The sequence below is a fragment of the Synechococcus sp. PH41509 genome, assembly GCF_020514285.1.
Taxonomy (GTDB): Bacteria; Cyanobacteriota; Cyanobacteriia; order PCC-6307; family Cyanobiaceae; genus Parasynechococcus.
The window spans coordinates 1-16017 of record NZ_VTLD01000018.1; the positions used below are offsets into that span (position 1 = coordinate 1).

Annotated in this window: 16 protein-coding genes; 9 read left to right on the forward strand and 7 right to left on the reverse strand. The window is 60.8% G+C overall.

Annotated elements, in window-relative coordinates; translation table 11 throughout:
- The first annotated feature begins 175 nt into the window (after window positions 1-175).
- Both FZZ88_RS06080 and FZZ88_RS06085 read left to right on the forward strand, forming a co-directional pair.
- Complete coding sequence (locus FZZ88_RS06080) at window positions 176-898, forward strand: HAD-IA family hydrolase (protein WP_230332845.1); 723 nt, start codon at window positions 176-178, stop codon at window positions 896-898.
- Window positions 895-2058, forward strand: coding sequence for a calcium:proton antiporter (locus FZZ88_RS06085; protein WP_166017822.1), 1164 nt, complete (start codon window positions 895-897; stop codon window positions 2056-2058). Before FZZ88_RS06080 ends, FZZ88_RS06085 begins: the two co-directional genes overlap by 4 nt.
- A 10-nt stretch (window positions 2059-2068) precedes the next feature.
- Here the strand turns inward: FZZ88_RS06085 and FZZ88_RS06090 are convergent, their stop codons facing one another.
- The 3 genes from FZZ88_RS06090 to gmd are packed head-to-tail and all read right to left on the reverse strand — an operon-like array spanning window position 2069 to window position 5509.
- Window positions 2069-3394 carry an aminopeptidase P N-terminal domain-containing protein gene (locus FZZ88_RS06090; protein ID WP_166017819.1) on the reverse strand — a complete coding sequence of 442 codons (1326 nt, stop codon included), beginning with the start codon at window positions 3392-3394 and terminating at the stop codon, window positions 2069-2071.
- A 34-nt stretch (window positions 3395-3428) separates the two neighbouring features.
- Window positions 3429-4424 carry a GDP-L-fucose synthase gene (locus FZZ88_RS06095; RefSeq protein WP_166017817.1) on the reverse strand — a complete coding sequence of 332 codons (996 nt, stop codon included), beginning with the start codon at window positions 4422-4424 and terminating at the stop codon, window positions 3429-3431.
- Window positions 4421-5509, reverse strand: a complete 1089-nt coding sequence (gmd, locus tag FZZ88_RS06100; RefSeq protein ID WP_226423723.1) for a GDP-mannose 4,6-dehydratase — start codon at window positions 5507-5509, stop codon at window positions 4421-4423. Before gmd ends, FZZ88_RS06095 begins: the two co-directional genes overlap by 4 nt.
- A 55-nt stretch (window positions 5510-5564) precedes the next feature.
- Between gmd and FZZ88_RS06105 the strand changes: the two genes are divergently transcribed.
- The 7 genes from FZZ88_RS06105 (at window position 5565) to FZZ88_RS06135 (ending at window position 14001) form a co-directional block, all read left to right on the forward strand.
- Window positions 5565-6569 carry a CNNM domain-containing protein gene (locus FZZ88_RS06105; RefSeq protein WP_166017815.1) on the forward strand — a complete coding sequence of 335 codons (1005 nt, stop codon included), beginning with the start codon at window positions 5565-5567 and terminating at the stop codon, window positions 6567-6569.
- On the forward strand, window positions 6566-7861 hold the full coding sequence (locus FZZ88_RS06110) for a GTP-binding protein (protein WP_166018084.1): 1296 nt from the start codon (window positions 6566-6568) through the stop codon (window positions 7859-7861). The genes FZZ88_RS06105 and FZZ88_RS06110 overlap by 4 nt, the downstream gene beginning before the upstream one ends.
- Window position 7862: 1 nt before the next feature.
- Complete coding sequence (locus FZZ88_RS06115) at window positions 7863-8444, forward strand: nicotinate-nucleotide adenylyltransferase (protein WP_115022406.1); 582 nt, start codon at window positions 7863-7865, stop codon at window positions 8442-8444.
- Window positions 8444-10117, forward strand: coding sequence for an NAD+ synthase (locus FZZ88_RS06120; RefSeq protein WP_166017813.1), 1674 nt, complete (start codon window positions 8444-8446; stop codon window positions 10115-10117). Before FZZ88_RS06115 ends, FZZ88_RS06120 begins: the two co-directional genes overlap by 1 nt.
- Window positions 10118-10190: 73 nt before the next feature.
- The gene (ald, locus tag FZZ88_RS06125) at window positions 10191-11330 is read left to right on the forward strand and encodes an alanine dehydrogenase (RefSeq protein ID WP_166017812.1); all 1140 of its coding nucleotides are present in this window, start codon (window positions 10191-10193) and stop codon (window positions 11328-11330) included.
- Window positions 11331-11603: 273 nt separating this feature from the next.
- Window positions 11604-12644, forward strand: a complete 1041-nt coding sequence (locus tag FZZ88_RS06130) for a hypothetical protein (protein ID WP_166017809.1) — start codon at window positions 11604-11606, stop codon at window positions 12642-12644.
- 421 nt (window positions 12645-13065) lie between these two features.
- Window positions 13066-14001, forward strand: coding sequence for a hypothetical protein (locus tag FZZ88_RS06135; protein WP_166017807.1), 936 nt, complete (start codon window positions 13066-13068; stop codon window positions 13999-14001).
- A gap of 22 nt (window positions 14002-14023) precedes the next feature.
- On the opposite strand, the gene FZZ88_RS06140 is transcribed toward FZZ88_RS06135, so the two are convergent.
- From FZZ88_RS06140 to FZZ88_RS06155, 4 genes are read right to left on the reverse strand one after another with little or no spacing between them, the layout of a single operon-like run.
- Window positions 14024-14443 carry a YchJ family protein gene (locus tag FZZ88_RS06140; protein ID WP_166017805.1) on the reverse strand — a complete coding sequence of 140 codons (420 nt, stop codon included), beginning with the start codon at window positions 14441-14443 and terminating at the stop codon, window positions 14024-14026.
- A complete protein-coding gene (locus FZZ88_RS06145; protein ID WP_166017803.1) occupies window positions 14443-15498 on the reverse strand; it encodes a DUF3326 domain-containing protein in 1056 nt (351 codons plus the stop codon). The genes FZZ88_RS06140 and FZZ88_RS06145 overlap by 1 nt, the downstream gene beginning before the upstream one ends.
- Window positions 15495-15680: a hypothetical protein gene (locus tag FZZ88_RS06150; protein ID WP_166017801.1), complete on the reverse strand. Its 186-nt coding sequence runs from the start codon at window positions 15678-15680 to the stop codon at window positions 15495-15497. The genes FZZ88_RS06145 and FZZ88_RS06150 overlap by 4 nt, the downstream gene beginning before the upstream one ends.
- A complete protein-coding gene (locus FZZ88_RS06155) occupies window positions 15677-16006 on the reverse strand; it encodes a 2Fe-2S iron-sulfur cluster-binding protein (RefSeq protein ID WP_166017799.1) in 330 nt (109 codons plus the stop codon). The genes FZZ88_RS06150 and FZZ88_RS06155 overlap by 4 nt, the downstream gene beginning before the upstream one ends.
- Between the last annotated feature and the right edge of the window lie 11 nt (window positions 16007-16017).

The following is a 16017-nucleotide window of genomic DNA, read 5'->3' on the forward strand; positions in this document are numbered from 1 at the left end:
CGCCTTCAGCCGCGTCGGCGGACGGAGTCGCGACCTCCTGGTCGGTAGGGGCAGCGCCTTCGGTGACCGGCATGGTGTCAGCGCTCAAGACAGAAATACAAACAACTAACCTACCAGCCGCTCCCCATCAGACGTTCTGGGATCTCCAACCATCCTGCTGTTCGACATCGATGGTGTGATCCGCGATGTCGCTGGGAGTTACCGAAGGGCCCTCCAATGCACCGTGCAGCACTACTGCGGTTGGCAGCCCAGGGCCGATGCCATCGACGCACTCAAGGCGGAAGGGATCTGGAACAACGACTGGGACGCCAGCCTTGAATTGTTGCGGCGCCATGGCGCTGCTCTGCCGGATCGGGCCGCGCTGATCGATGTGTTCAGCGGCTTCTACTTCGGCGGAGATCCAGAGGGGGACCCCAGTCAGTGGACTGGATTCATCGGCGATGAGCCCCTGCTGGTGGACGACAGCTTTTTCTCCACGCTCTCCCAGCGGCAGGTGCGCTGGGGATTCGTGAGCGGTGCTGAACCGCCCTCGGCACGCTTCGTGCTGCAGCAGCGCCTGGGGCTCCAGGATCCACCCTTGATCGCGATGGGCGATGCCCCCGACAAACCAGATCCCACAGGATTGATCCGCCTGGCCAAGGCCCTGGGAGCGGACATCGAAGGAGCTCAGGTGGCTTATCTCGGCGACACCGTAGCCGATGTGCACACCGTGGTTCAGGCCCGAGAACGTTGGCCGGAGCCACAGTTCGTGAGTCTTGCGGTGGTGCCACCTCACCTGCAGACCGCGGAGCAGGCACCGGCGCGCAAAATCTATGAACGACAGCTGCAGGAGGCCGGCGCTGATCTTGTGCTGAACAGCACCAAAGCGTTGCTGAACTGGGAGGGAGTCTCGGCATGAGGGCGACCATCCTTCGCGCCACTCCTTTACTGATCGGGATCCTGGTCTTGATCGGCCTGGAGACCACAACAGTGCTCGACTGGCTGCTCCTGCAGCCCGTTCTGCCCGTCCTCACAGGCCTCGGCCTGCTCAGTGTGCTGGTGCTGCTGATGGCGCGGGGGGTGGCGCACCATGCCGATCAGCTGGCGGAGCGACTCGGGGAGCCCCTGGGAACCCTGGTGCTGACCGGATCGGTAATCGTGATTGAGCTAGCCCTAATCGGCTCCACGATGCTGACGGGAGACAGCAACCCGACCCTGGCCCGCGACTCAATGTTCTCGGTGCTGATGATCGTGCTCACGGGGGTCAAGGGCGTGACCTTGATCGTGGCCGCCAGGGTTCAAAGACAAGGCCGAACCCAGCCCATGCAGCCGGAAGACCTGGCAGCAGTGAATCAGAGCGGTTCGAGTTCCTACATCAATCTGATCACCACCATGAGCGTTCTGGCTCTGGTGCTGCCCAACTTCAGCCAGGACAGCCTCGAGGCCAACTTCTCGCTGCCAATCAACTGGTTGCTGACGTTCGTGTCGATCAGCCTCTACGGGATTTTTCTGCGTGGCCAGGTCGGCCGCTATCGCAATCTGTTCATTGATATCCCTCAGCAACAGGCCTGGAGTCCCCTCTCCCCCAAGGACAGCGCTAACGCGGAACCCAAACCCAATGACGAACCTCATAGCTCGATCCTGCAAAACGCAGGGCTTATGGCAGCAGGCCTGCTGGTGCTGGTACTAATCGCGGAATCGATGGGAAGTCTGATCGAAACCGGCATCAATGACCTCGGCCTCCCCAGTTCCCTCGGCGGCCTGCTCGTGGGCCTGCTGGTGGTAGCACCAGAAGCCCTCAATGCCTTCCAGGCCGCAGGGAAAGGGGAGTTGCAGCGGTCCCTCAACACTCTCTACGGCTCATCCCTGTCGACCCTCTGCCTTACGGTGCCGGCGGTTCTAGCGATCGGTGAATTCACAGGAACCGATGTAATCCTCGGGCTGGATCCGATCGAAATGGTGCTGCTGGTGCTGACGCTGGTCTTGGTGCGGCCAATCAGCGGCCGCGTTAGCGAAATGGATGGCCTGATGCTGCTCACCGTGGGCATGGTCTGGGTGGCCCTGCAGGTGGTGAGCTGATCCGGGGTGGTCAGCGTTCCATCGCCGCAATGCTCTTGAGGGCACCAGCAGTGAGCACCTCGTGGCCGGTCTCGGTAACGGCAACGTCGTCTTCGATGCGGATACCGATGCCTTTCCAACGATCATCGATCTCAGGCTGACCTTCAGGCACGCTGAGCCGGTCACTGACGTAGAGGCCTGGTTCCACCGTGAGCACCATGCCCGGGTCCAGCAGAGCGGGTTGCTCCCCGAGCCGATAAGCACCCACGTCATGCACATCCAGACCCAGCCAATGGCCGGTGCGGTGCATGTAGAGGTGGCGATAGTCGCCCCGTTCGATGATGCCGTCCACGTCCCCGATCAGCAGGCCCAGGTCCACCAGCCCCTCCACGAGCAGGCGCAGGGCTGTTGCATGCACCGCCTCAGCGGTGCCCCCAGGTGCCACGACAGCAACCGCAGCCTCCTGAGCCGCCAGCACCAGGCTGTAGAGCTCCCGCTGTTCCACCGAGAAGCGGCCATTCACAGGGAATGTTCGGGTGATGTCGCCGTTGTAGTAGTCCTCCAGCGAACAGCCTGCATCAATCAGCAGCAGGTCCCCGTCCTGCAGAGGTGCCGTGTTGGCGGTGTAGTGCAGCACGCAGGCATTGTCACCGCCGGCCACGATGGAGCCATAGGCGGGGCCGCGGGCACCGTGGCTGCGGAAATGGGCTTCGATCGCCGCCTGCACCTCAGCCTCATTCATGCCTGGGCGAGTGATCGAGCGGGCCAGTTCGTGGGCTTCGGCGGAGATGCGGCAGGCATCCCGCAGACGCTCCAGCTCGTGGGCCTCTTTGCGCAGGCGCAAGCGATGAAGGATCGGCGTTGGCGCCACCAGGCCCAGGGCGGCCGTCCCTGTACGGGCATAGGTGTCGAGCTGTCGCCCCCAGGCCGCGAGCACCATCGACTCCACCGATGCGTGGCGGCCAACCCGGAAGGCAATGGCTTCAGCACCGGCGAGGTACTCCGGCAGTTTTGCGCTCAGCTGATCCAACGGATGGGCCACGTCCGCCCCGTAACGCTCCACAGCTCCCTCAGTGCCCCAACGAATCCCCGTCCACACCTCGGCCGCAGGATCCTTGGGCTGCACGAACAACACATAACGCTCTCCCTCCGGCCGATGCGGCAGCAACAAGGCCACCGCATCGGGCTCATCAAAACCGGTGAGGTAGAAAAAATCGCTGTCCTGACGAAAGGGCCACTCGCAGTCGGCGTGGTGGGTGGCCAGTGCTGCAGCGGGAATCACCGCAGCGGCTGCACCCAGTTGATCCAAGAACAGGGCGCGACGGCGCGCGTGGATGCCGGAATCGAAGCCGTTCACAGCAGCAGAGAGATCAGAGGAACAGGATGGCAGCTCAGGCCCGAAGCTGTTCAGTCGCCAGGGCTGTCTTGAAATCCGCGTAAGCGCGCGGCAAGCCCTCAGAGAGAGGTATGGACGCTGACCAGCCCATCGCCTGCAACCGACTCACATCCAGCTGCTTTTTGGGCGTGCCATCCGGCTTGGTGGTGTCCCAGAGCAAGTCCCCCACAAACCCCACCACAGCAGCGATCTGCTCGGCCAAGGAACGAATCGTGAGGTCAACGCCGGTGCCCACATTCAAAAAGGCCAGGGGCTGGCCGGCATCGTTCTTGGGAGCATCGTCCGCCAGAGCGCTCCAATGCTCCAGGGCAAAGACACAAGCCGCACCAAGGTCATCGGCGTGCAAAAACTCCCGCAGCGGGCTGCCGCTGCCCCAGCAGGTGACCGACGCATCTCCGCGGATCTTGGCTTCATGGAAGCGGCGCAGCAGGGCCGGCAGCACATGGCTGTTGGTGGGGTGGTAGTTGTCCCCCGTCCCGTAGAGGTTCGTCGGCATCAGGCTGATCGCATCGAAAGCGTGCTGGCGTCGCAGGGCTTCGCACAACTTGATGCCGCTGATCTTGGCAATGGCATACCACTCATTGGTGGGCTCCAGGGGTCCAGTGAGCAGCGCCTCCTCACGAATCGGTTGGTCCGCAAACTTCGGATAGATGCAGCTGCTGCCCAAGAACAGCAGCCGACGAGCTCCTGCGGCCCAGGCCGCTTCGATCACATTGGTCTGGATTTTGATGTTATCCAGCAGAAAATCGGCCGGGAAGCTGTTGTTGGCATGGATGCCACCCACCTTGGCGGCAGCCAGCACCACCACGTCCGGGTGCGACTGCTGCATCCACCGCTCTACGGCAGGGCGATCCAGACAATCCAGGGCATCACGGGCTGGCGTCAGCAACGATCCATAACCGCGGTCATGCAAGGCGCGGACGATCGCACTACCCGCCATCCCCCGGGCCCCAAAAATGGCGATCCGGTCAGATTTAGAGATCAGGGTCATTCGCGGGCCCCTACAACGTTGAAGCCTTCCCGCTTGAGCAGCGCTTCCTTACGGGCCTCATCGAGGTCTGTCTCCACCATCTCGGCCACCAGCTGCTCAAGCGTGGTGGTGGGGGTCCAGCCCAGTTTCTCCCGCGCCTTGGTGGGGTCCCCCAACAGGGTCTCCACCTCAGCGGGACGGAAATAACGGGGGTCGATCCGCACCACCACGGCACCGGAGTCGGCGCGGCGTCCGACCTCTGTCAGCCCATCACCCTCCCAGATGATGCTGCCCCATCCGATCTTCTCCGCCGCCAGCTCAATGAAACGGCGCACGCTTTCCTGACGCCCGGTGGCAATGACGAAATCTTCGGGATGGTCCTGCTGGAGCATCCTCCACTGCATCTCGACGTAATCGCGAGCGTGGCCCCAGTCGCGCTTGGCATCGAGGTTGCCCATGTAGAGACATTCCTCCAGCCCCGCATCAATGCGGCAGAGGCCCCTGGTGATCTTGCGGGTGACGAAGGTTTCGCCACGGCGTGGGCTCTCGTGGTTGAACAGCACGCCGTTGCAGGCGTACATGCCATATGACTCGCGGTAATTAACAGTTATCCAGTAGGCGTACAACTTCGCAACGCCATAGGGGCTGCGGGGATAGAAGGGGGTGGATTCCTTCTGTGGGATTTCTTGAACCAGGCCATACAGCTCACTGGTGCTGGCCTGATAAATGCGGGTTTTTTCAGTGAGCCCGAGCATCCTTACCGCTTCAAGGATGCGCAGCGTCCCGAGAGCGTCGCTGTTGGCGGTGTACTCCGGGGCCTCAAAACTGACGGCCACGTGGCTCTGGGCACCAAGGTTGTAAATCTCATCCGGCTGCACCTGCTGAATGATGCGGATCAGATTGGTGCTGTCAGTGAGATCGCCGTAGTGAAGCACCAGCCTGGGATCATCCTCATGGGGGTCCTGATACAGGTGATCAATACGACCGGTGTTGAAGCTGCTGGCTCGGCGCTTGATCCCGTGCACCTCATAGCCCTTGTCGAGCAGAAGCTCGGCGAGATAGCTGCCATCCTGGCCTGTGATCCCAGTGATCAAAGCCTTTTTCACGGCTGGAATGTCTCACAAGCATCGATAGAGTAAGTCGACTGGACACCCCCGCCAGATGGCGCCCAACTCGGACCTGCTGCTGCTGGTGCTGCTGGTGCTGGTGGTGCTGTTGGGCTCGGCCCTCTGCTCCGGCGTGGAGGCCGCTTTACTGACGGTGAGCCCGATCCGGGTGCATGAGCTGGCGGCCAGGGAGCGCCCCGTGGCCGGAGCCAGGCGGCTTGCGCAATTGCGCAAGCGGCTGGGGCGGACCCTATCGGCCCTCGTGATCGCCAACAACGGCTTCAATATTTTCGGCAGCCTGATGCTGGGCGGTTACGCCGCCTGGGTGTTCGAGCAACGCAACATCAGCGGCGCCGCCCTGCCGGTGTTCTCGGTGGGCCTCACCATGCTGGTGATCCTGCTAGGGGAAATCTTGCCCAAAGCCCTCGGCAGTCGCCTGGCCCTGCCGGTGGCCCTGGCCAGCGCACCACTGCTTCATTGGCTTGGCCTGGCGCTCAGGCCGCTGGTGCTGCTGCTTGAGCGCATGCTGCCTGCCATCACCGCAGAAGCAGAACTCAGCACCAACGAAGAGGAAATTCGTCTGCTGGCTCGCCTGGGCTCACAGAAGGGAGAGATCGAGGCCGACGAAGCCGCGATGATCGGCAAGGTCTTTCAGCTGAACGATCTCACTGCCCGTGACCTGATGACTCCGCGGGTGGCGGCACCAACCCTTGACGGCGGTCTGAGCATCGAAGCCCAGAGGGCCAAGCTGATGAGCAACAACGACCCCTGGTGGGTGGTGCTCGGCGATCAGGTGGACAGAGTGCTTGGGGTGGCCAGTCGCGAACGGGTGCTCACAGCGCTGTTGGAAAACCGTGGACTACTTACCCCCGTCGACCTCTGCGAACCGGTGGAGTACGTACCGGAGATGATCCGTGCCGATCGGCTGCTGACGGGATTCCGGCGCGACAGCAGCGGAGTGCGCGTAGTGGTGGATGAATTCGGAGGATTTGTTGGCGTCATCGGAGCCGAATCGGTTCTAGCGGTGCTGGCCGGGTGGTGGCGCAAGCCGGCAGCATGAGTGGGATGCAACCCACCCCGCCCCATACCATCGAACGCTGCCAGGTGCTGCTGGAGCGCTGGAGGCACCAGCTGCAGCTGAGCGCCAAGGAACGGGGACTGCTGGGGGGTGAATTGCGACTTCTGGATCGTCAGCTGCAACGGCTGCAGCAACGACGCCTGCGCATTGCCCTGTTTGGTCGGGTCGGGGTTGGCAAATCCAGCCTGATCAATGCATTGGTCCAACGCCCACTGCTGCAGACGGATGTGGCCCACGGCAGCACCCGGCGTCAACAGGCGGTGGATTGGCCCGTCGAAATTGCTGGGCTGACCAGAGTTGAGCTGGTGGACACCCCTGGCATCGATGAAATCGATGCAGCCGGACGAGCTCGATTGGCCTCCCGCGTGGCCATGGGAGCCGACCTGGTATTGCTGGTGCTGGACAGCGACTTGACCCGGGCCGACCTGGAGGCCTTGACCACGCTTCTAGCCAGTGGAAAGCCCCTGCAAGTGGTTCTGAATCGCAGCGATCGCTGGCCGGAGCAGGAGCGCGCCGCGCTGCTTCGCAGCATTCGCGGGCGTCTGCCGGTGGATCTCCCGATCACGGCCGCTGCGGCTGCACCCCGCAGACCGCAGATCCAGGCCGATGGTCGAGTGCGCAGCACGATCACAACGCCACAGGTGCATGCCCTGCGCGAGCAGCTCACACAACAGCTGGAGAGCGAAGGCACCCTGCTGCTGGCGATCCAGTCGCTACGCCAGGCCGACCGCTTCCAAGGAGCATGCCAGCAACTCCGGCTGCAACAGCACCGCCGCACGGCCCAGAGCCTGATCGGTCGCTACGCAGCAGCCAAGGCCACCGGTGTTGCCGTCAACCCAGTGGTGGCACTGGATATGGCGGGAGGCATGGCCTGCGATACCGCCCTGGTGCTTCAGCTCAGCCGCCTCTACAACCTGCCGATGACGCCAGCGGCGGCACGACTGCTGCTGACTCGTCTCTCCAGCCATAACACCCTGCTGGGAGGCGTTCAGCTGGGACTAGCGGCCCTCAAACAGGCACTTCTGCTGCTGGTGCCCGTCAGCAGCGGCGGCAGCCTGGCCCCGGCAGCTCCTGTGGCCCTCGCTCAAGCCGCCCTGGCGGTGCATGCCAGCCGCCGGACGGGACGGCTCGTAGCGCAGCAATTGCTGCGCCGTCGTGGCGGTCAACCCGGAGCCCTGCTGCGCCGCTTAGCAGAACGAGATCCCGTGGTGCACCACTGGCTGCTGCGCTGGCCGAAAGCTCTGGAGCAGGATCTCCAACCGCTGCTGCCCTGAGATGACCGTTGCTGCCATCGCCTTGCTGGGCACAAGCGCCGATCCACCCACCCGGGGCCATCAAGTTCTGCTGGAAGGGCTGCTGAACCGCTACGGCCAAGTGGCGACCTGGGCCAGCGACAACCCTCTGAAACAACACGATGCCCCCCTGTCCTTGCGGGCGATGCTGCTCAGCCAGCTGGTGGAGCAATTGCAGGATGAACGCCTGGAACTAGCCCAGCACCTGAGCAGCCCTTACACCTTGATCACCCTGCAACGGGCCGCCCAGCACTGGCCGGATCGGGAGCTGGTGTTTGTGGTGGGCAGCGACCTGGCCAGCCAGATCCCCCGCTGGAAACAAAGCGATGGCTGGCTGCCGCAGTGCCGATTGGCGATCGCCCCGCGCAAGGGCTGGCCTCTCCAAGACGCGAATCTGCAAGCGCTGCGGGATCTAGGCGGACGGGTGGAGCTGCTGGATCTTGAGGTTCCCGCCACCGCCAGTTCGCAGCTGCGCCGTCAACCCAACGCAGCTGAAATTCCGGAATCAGTGTGGCCGCTGTTACTCCAGCACAATCTGTATGGCCTGTCGGGAAGCCTCTGCTGATGCGCATCGCTCTGGCCCAACTCAACCCCGTGGTCGGCGACTTCGAGGGCAATGCCAAGCAGATTCTGGATGCCGTGCGCAGTGCGGAGGAACAGGCGGCAGAGCTTGTGCTGACCCCTGAACTCTCCCTCTGGGGCTATCCCCCCCGGGACCAGTTGCTCGAGCCCAGCCGCATCCAGCAGCAGGAGGCGATGATGCAGTGGCTGGTCAACCAACTCAGCAGCAGCATCACCCTGTTGGTGGGTGCAGCGCTGCCGGCAGCGGATAACCGCAGCCCAAGGCTGCTCAATGGTGTCGTGCTGGTGAATCGCCTGGGCTGGCGGCCGATTGCCCACAAACAACTGCTGCCCAGTTACGACGTCTTTGATGAGCGGCGCTATTTCCGCCCTGGCGATGGCCCCTGTCTGCTGACTTTGCCGGGCGGAAAGCGGTTGGGACTCACCATCTGCGAAGACCTGTGGGTGGATGACGGCCTGCAGCGCGAGCGTCTGGCCGGACCGGATCCCATCGATCAACTGATCCCCGAACAGCCAGATCTGGTGATCAATCTTGCGGCCTCTCCCTTCGATGCCGCCAAGCCGGCCCTGCGCCAACAGTTGGCTGCAGCAGCGGCGCGGCGCCTCAACTGCCCACTGATCTATCTCAATCAAGTTGGAGGCAACGACGAGCTGGTGTTCGACGGGGCCAGTTTTGTGGTGGGCGCCGATGGCGCTTCGCAGCTGGAGCTTCCCGTCTGTGTGGAGCATCTCGTGGTCTGGGACAGCAACCATCCCGCTCCTGCTCGGGTCCAGCCGATGGATCCCCTGGAGCGACTTTTCCGAGCCCTGGTGCTCGGAGTGCGCGACTACGCCCAGAAATGCGGTTTCAAAAAGGCATTGCTGGGGTTGAGCGGCGGCATCGACTCCGCACTAGTGGCGGTGATCGCCACCGCTGCCCTGGGGAAGGAAGCAGTGGCCACGCTGTTGATGCCCTCCCCCTGGAGCTCGGCTGGATCCATTGACGATGCCTTGGCCTTGGCCGAACGGCTTGGCCTGCAGACCAACACGGTGCCCATCGCCGGCCTAATGGAGGGCTACGACAATGCCCTGACAGCACCGTTGGGGGAGGCGCCTCAAGGGGTAACGGCGGAGAATCTGCAATCCCGTATTCGCGGCACCCTGCTGATGGCCGTGGCCAACCAACAGGGGCAATTGCTGCTCACTACCGGCAATAAATCAGAACTAGCCGTGGGCTACTGCACCCTCTACGGCGACATGAACGGCGGGCTGGCGGTGATTGGCGATCTCTACAAAACCAGCGTGTTTGCATTGTGCGATTGGCTCGACAGCCAAGCAGCCCAGGGCTGCCGGCAGTCGCTGGGGCTACCGAAGCAAGGAGAGCTGGTGGGGGAAGCGATTCGACGCAAACCCCCCAGTGCCGAGCTGCGGCCCAACCAGAAGGACAGCGACTCCCTGCCCGACTACGACGCCCTTGATGCACTGCTCAAAGGCCTGATTCAGGAGCGCCACTCCGGCGAGGCCCTGGTGGCAGCCGGCCACGATCCCGCCCTAGTGGAACGGGTGGAACGGCTGCTGAAACGGGCCGAATTCAAACGGCGGCAGGCCGCACCGTTGCTGAAAGTGAGTCCCCAGGCCTTCGGCAGCGGCTGGCGCTTGCCAATTGCAGCCGCCTAAAGCAACCCCACCATTGAGATATGGCGGGTTGCGCGCAGCGGAGCCACATTGAAGGAATCCCCCTGAAGCCGCCATGGCAGCCTCCGTCCTCTCGGCCCCGATGGCCAGCATCGGTGTGCCGAAGGAGATCAAGCTCGATGAGAAACGGGTCGCCCTGACCCCTGACGCCGTGCGGGAGTTGGTGAGCCAGGGCCTTGAAGTGCTGATTGAAGCGGGGGCCGGAGCCGGAGCAGGAATCGGCGATGACGCGTTTGCCGCGGCGGGAGCACGCCTGGTGAACCGAGATGAGGCCTGGGGCGCCCATTTGGTGGTGAAGGTGAAGGAACCGCAAGCGGAGGAATTTGCCTTCCTGCGGCAGGACATGGTGCTGTTCACCTACCTGCACTTGGCGGCCTATCCCGGCGTCGGGGAAGCTTTGCTGGAGGCAGGCACTACCGCCATTGCCTACGAAACCGTGCAGCTGGAGAACGGCAGCCTGCCGTTGCTAGCACCAATGAGCGAAATCGCAGGACGACTGGCGGCCCAGGTGGGTGCCCACCTGCTGGAAAAACCCCATGGCGGTCGTGGCGTGCTGATGGGGGGCTGCACCGGCGTGCAACCGGCCAGGGTAGTGGTGCTTGGCGCTGGCACCGTGGGCTGGAACGCCGCACGCATTGCTGCCGCAATGGATGCGGAAGTGCTGCTGCTCGACCGATCGCCCCAGCGGTTGCGCAGCCTGGAAGCCGACCGGCGCGGCCGGCTGATGAGTGTGGTGAGCAGCCGCGGCCTGCTGGAACGGTTGGTGCCAACGGCTGATCTTGTGATCGGAGCCGTTCTCACACCCGGCGGGCGGGCCCCCACCCTGGTGGACGAAGGGATGGTGCAGCAGATGCGGCCTGGTTCGGTGATTGTCGACGTAGCCATCGACCAGGGCGGCTGCATCGCCACCAGCCAGGAAACCACCCATCGCGATCCCACCGTCACCATTCATGGCGTGCAGCACTACGCCGTGGGCAACATGCCGGGTGCTGTGCCCTTCACCTCCACCGAAGCCCTGGTGAGCGTGACGCTCCCCTACATCCTGGGAATCGCCGGGCGAGGGCTGGAGGAAGCGGTGACGGAACGGCCGGAACTGCTCTCGGGCCTGAACACGGTGCAGGGATCGGTGTGCCATCCCGGCGTGGCCAAAGCACTGGGCCTGCCACCGCGGCATCCGATGGCCTGCCTGAGATAACAAAAATAAATCTGAAATTTTAAGAAGAGATAAGCAGCATGGCAATATCTCAAAGCAATTAAGGCCGAAAAAATGGCATTAGCCAGCACCCCTGAATTAGCGCGACTCGGCTTTGGATACCAATGGGCAAAAGACGCATATGTTCCAAGCGAGCTTTATGGGCATTTACCGCAGTGATTAGGCAACAAGCCATTATTCAGGCCCAAAATAACAGCAGGAAAGACAACCTTAAGCAGTAAAGATGTTGCGGATCCAAAAGATGGCTTTTTTAGCATGGAAGTATTGGACGAAACCCGTCTTACTTGGGTTAAAAAGATCGTTGAATTTCCGGCATATCTAAGCGGAATAGGAAGCGTGATCGATAGCGGAGCAGAACTGGGGAACATTCAAGTAACAAATGCCGACATATCTTCTTCAAAGAATAGCCTCTCCTGGGATAGTGAGTTTGGTCTTTTATCAGAAGGCCTTCAGAATCCAGTCAAAGGGAATCCAGAACTAGCCAAAAGCCTTTACAACCTTTACACAATTCAATCGCCTTCAGCCAACAGCGAAAGCGAAAGCAATACGCTAACTCTAAGTAATTTTCTTTATTACAACGATGGGGGCTTGGCTGGGATCTATTTAGCAGACCCCCCCGAGTCGAACTACCAGAATCCCGGGAGGGGCTCTGACTATCCAAGCTATCCAAACACGCTCAGCTTCACCCAAGGCATCAACACATCAGAAATCACATACACCAGTCACGGAAACTCACTAAAACTTGGCGAAGGAAAGTTAACCTTAAATACCCATAATCTGGCCTCCGGCAAAAACCTAAACACAGGCTTTACATTTATACCCAGCGACGGCGCAGGTGGAACAAGCGCCTTCACAATTGACTCAACAATAACAAATAGCGTCCAATCTAGTAAGACCAAAGGGGTCACAAAACTAACACGTCAAGAACTAAGCAATGGGGCTTCAGACTCCGACAGCGGATCAACTACCGCAGGCTTCAATATAGGCGCATCATTCACAGCAGAAGCCAAAGAAAGTCTAGGAGTGGAGGAAGCAAGTGTCTCCGCGACAGTGTCAGCGGGCTACGAGCAAAGCTGGCAACAAGCCTGGGATCGCGTCGCTACGTTTAACGCCACGAGAGAAAACTCTCTTTCATCGAACGACAGCAATACAGACAGCAATGGAGTCACCGACTCACTTTCATTCTCAGTAGAGCTTGACCTCAGTGCAGCAAAACTAACAGGACAGACAAAAAATTGGTACTGCTCTGTACAATTACGAGACGACAGTCCAAGACCCGAGCACTGGCAAAGATAAAACCATTACATTAGACCTTTTTCCTGGCGAAGAATACCAATGGGAGCTGCATTATTATCAAGGAACCATACAGCAAACAGTAGAAGGAGATTTTTCCATCTCCGGGCAACTAGGATTCATCAAAGACAGCAGTGGCAACACATATGGAGGCAATGTTGCCCAGGCCTATTACTATGCCCAAGCAGGCAATGCCTTTAATTACATTGATGCAGACTCTGGCATAATCAAATCGTACAATACAAATCCATACGGGAAAGAATGGGGCGAAAAGCATTTTGCAGACATAAAAGACACCACTGATTTAAAATCAGTCAGGATCAAGGGGTCGACGGTCGCCAATACAACAGCCAACACCAATCTATCCCTTAAATTGGCTGCTATTTCACCCTCCAGCAAAGGCTCTGGAACCACTTCATCAGCAGTGGCCCAGGCTTCTAAAGGCGGAAAGAATCGTGAGATCTCGATTCATGAAGGGCTGGCACTGCAACCCCATGAAACACTCAATCCAACTGGATACAACGGCAACAACAGTTCTGAAGTTTTAACGGATTCGCCAGGCCAAGATATCATCCGCATGGGTGGCGGACACGACCGCGTGACCCTGAGTGGCAACACTGTTCAAGAGAACAACGATGGAGATATTGTTCACCTTGGCGATGGAAATGATCGCCTTGATTCTAAAAATGCCGAAGGCTTTAACTCAGTTTTTGCAGGCACAGGAAAAGATCGCGTTGTTGATGGCAAAGGGCATCTGGGTGCAGATCTAGGTGATGGCAACGACACCTTTGTGCACGGGGGCGGCACGGACTATGTCCGCTTGGGGGAGGGGCGAGACAAGGTTCGTATCAGAAAGAACGCCAGAACCACTGATGACACCCTCGTCGTTCACGATTTCCACGTTGGCGATGATTACATCACAGGCCTGAACAAGAACGCCAATTTGCAATGGGACTCCACAATTCAAGGGTTCCAGATGCAGGGCCATGGCGCCAGCACGATTCGACTGCACAGCTTGGGCCAAGACGACATCATTAATCCCGACTTCTGGGTGGGACTCGGCCTACAAAACATGTACGCCCTAAAGCTGAAGAAGCGCACCGACAACATTCTCAATTGGGAATACATTCGAAGCCGATACGGCCGCTATGGCTTTTCCAAGTCGTCAGTGGGTTACGAAGATTGGAAGACCTTCTCCAGCTCAGGGGGCGACCTCAAGCAAGCAGTGCAAAACCTCGCTGACATTGAAGGCAAAGGCAACCTCAGCTCCGCTGAACTGAAGACAATCTCTGACTTTGCTCAGAACGTGGATTCCTTCCACGCCTTCGTTGCCGGCACGTACAACATTCTGAATTTGTAAACCAAGCTCTAACCGTGATCTCTCACGCCTGGCCGCAGATGTAGAGCCAATCACCCGCCGGATCACCATCCCGGCGGGTGAACAAAGAGGTTTCCTTCAACACCCCACCGCGATAACGGGCTTCGAACTGCACCGTTCCCTCCAGATCCCGCGGGCCGCCTGCGCTGACGGCAAGCACGGTCAAGCCAAGCCAACGGGTCTGGCGACAACTCCGCTGCAGGGCAAGGCGCCGCTGCTGCGCTGGAACATCCGGCTCGGGATGGGTGGCCATCAGGTAGTCCACTTCCCCATGCACAAAGGCTGAATACCTCGAGCGCATCAGCTGTTCAGCCGTTTCCGCACGCTGTTCGCCGCGATGCATAGGCCCACAGCAGCTGCGATAAGCACCACCCCCACAGGGACAAAGACTCTGATCAAGGGCTCCACCGAAACCGCCAGGCATCAGTCCAACCGTTGCAACGCTGGCAGTGGGCGGCCCAGAGACGCCGGACTCAATCCTTCCCGAAGAGCCAGCAACAGACCTGCTGCCTCGCTGTAACTGCTGACATGAAAAACGCTCTGGCTCAAGCCAAGGGCATCGGCAGTGACCGACAGCACCGATGGATTGGCCACGCAGACCACAGGCAGATTGCACTCCACGCAGGCCAACACCGCTTCCCCCCCCAGGGCTCCTTCGGGAACCACAACCGCCCCCAATTGCTCGACACTGAGGTCTCCGGGCCTGTGTCGCCCAGCGGCCACGAGATCCGGCGCCCGGCTCAGCCCCACCAGCACGCAGGACAGAAAGGTGTAGCCGAGCTCTTCACCTGCTGCCCTTGGATCAAGCTGAGGATCCAGGGGCAACGGATCCAAGGCTGGCGCGTGGGCACAGGGGATCTCCAGGTGCTTCACCAATAAATGACTGATCACCGCTTCAGCGCCGGCCAAAGCGTCCACGCCACTGCCCTGGCGATAGGCCGCCAGCTCCTCACTCTCCGGATCCTCCGGGAAGCGGGCCACCACGGCGATCGCCGTTGCCCCGGCCTGCTTCAACCGTTCACCAGCCCGCAACAAGGCATCAGGAGAACCCAATCGTCCCCAGCTGGCACCACTGGCACCGCGCTCCAGCGTCACATCGAGCGGCGCATCCGTTGAAATCACCGGGCCGATATCCAAACCCAAGCTGGCGCGGCAGCCCTCGGCCACCTGAATCTGGCGCTGGGCCAGCTCGGGCTCGATCCCGGCATCCAACAACAGCCCAATGCGTTGCCTCCGCACCGGTCTCAAGGCCCACTCGCCCACGGCGAAACGATCGAGGCCATAGCCCTCCACATAGTGAACGCGGGGATCGCTCCAATAGAGCGAAGCCCCATTCATCACATTGGGATGGGTGATCAGGCAGCCGCTCGCTGCAGCCAGCAACCGTGCTGACGGCAGGGCATCACCCGCATAGCCTCCGATGTCACAACCAATGCCCGTCGGCACCAGCATCAGCGTTGGCATCGGAGCCGAGCTCATGCGCTGATCACCGCCTCCACCTGAATGGTTCGACCACCATCGGGGGCAAGACGCACTTCAGTGAGGGCCCAACGCAGCACATCACCCTCAGGCGCCAACTGCTGACGAATCCAGCTGCGCAGCTCAACCAGCGGCACATCAGCGGGCCAGAGGAATTGGCGTTGCAGGCTGGTCAGCCTCACTTCTGATATTGCCCGAACTGGGCTTCATAGAGCGCATCTTCCTGGCCGGTTTTAAGGGTGAGATCGGCGCGCGGGAAGGCCACGCACAACAGGCTGTAGCCCTGCTCCTGCAGCTCCCCTTTCACGCCCATGGCGTCTGGCTGCTCAACACTGCCCTGGGTGATCACCGCGGCACAGGTGGTGCAGACCCCGGAGCAGCATGAGCTTGGGATCATGACGCCAGCAGCTTCCGCTGCATTGAGCACCGTCTGGTCGGCGCGGCAGGGAAAGGTACGGATCTCGCCTTCGAACTCGGCGCGGACGGTGTAGGTGGCCACGTCGGTCATGCCGGGTGTCA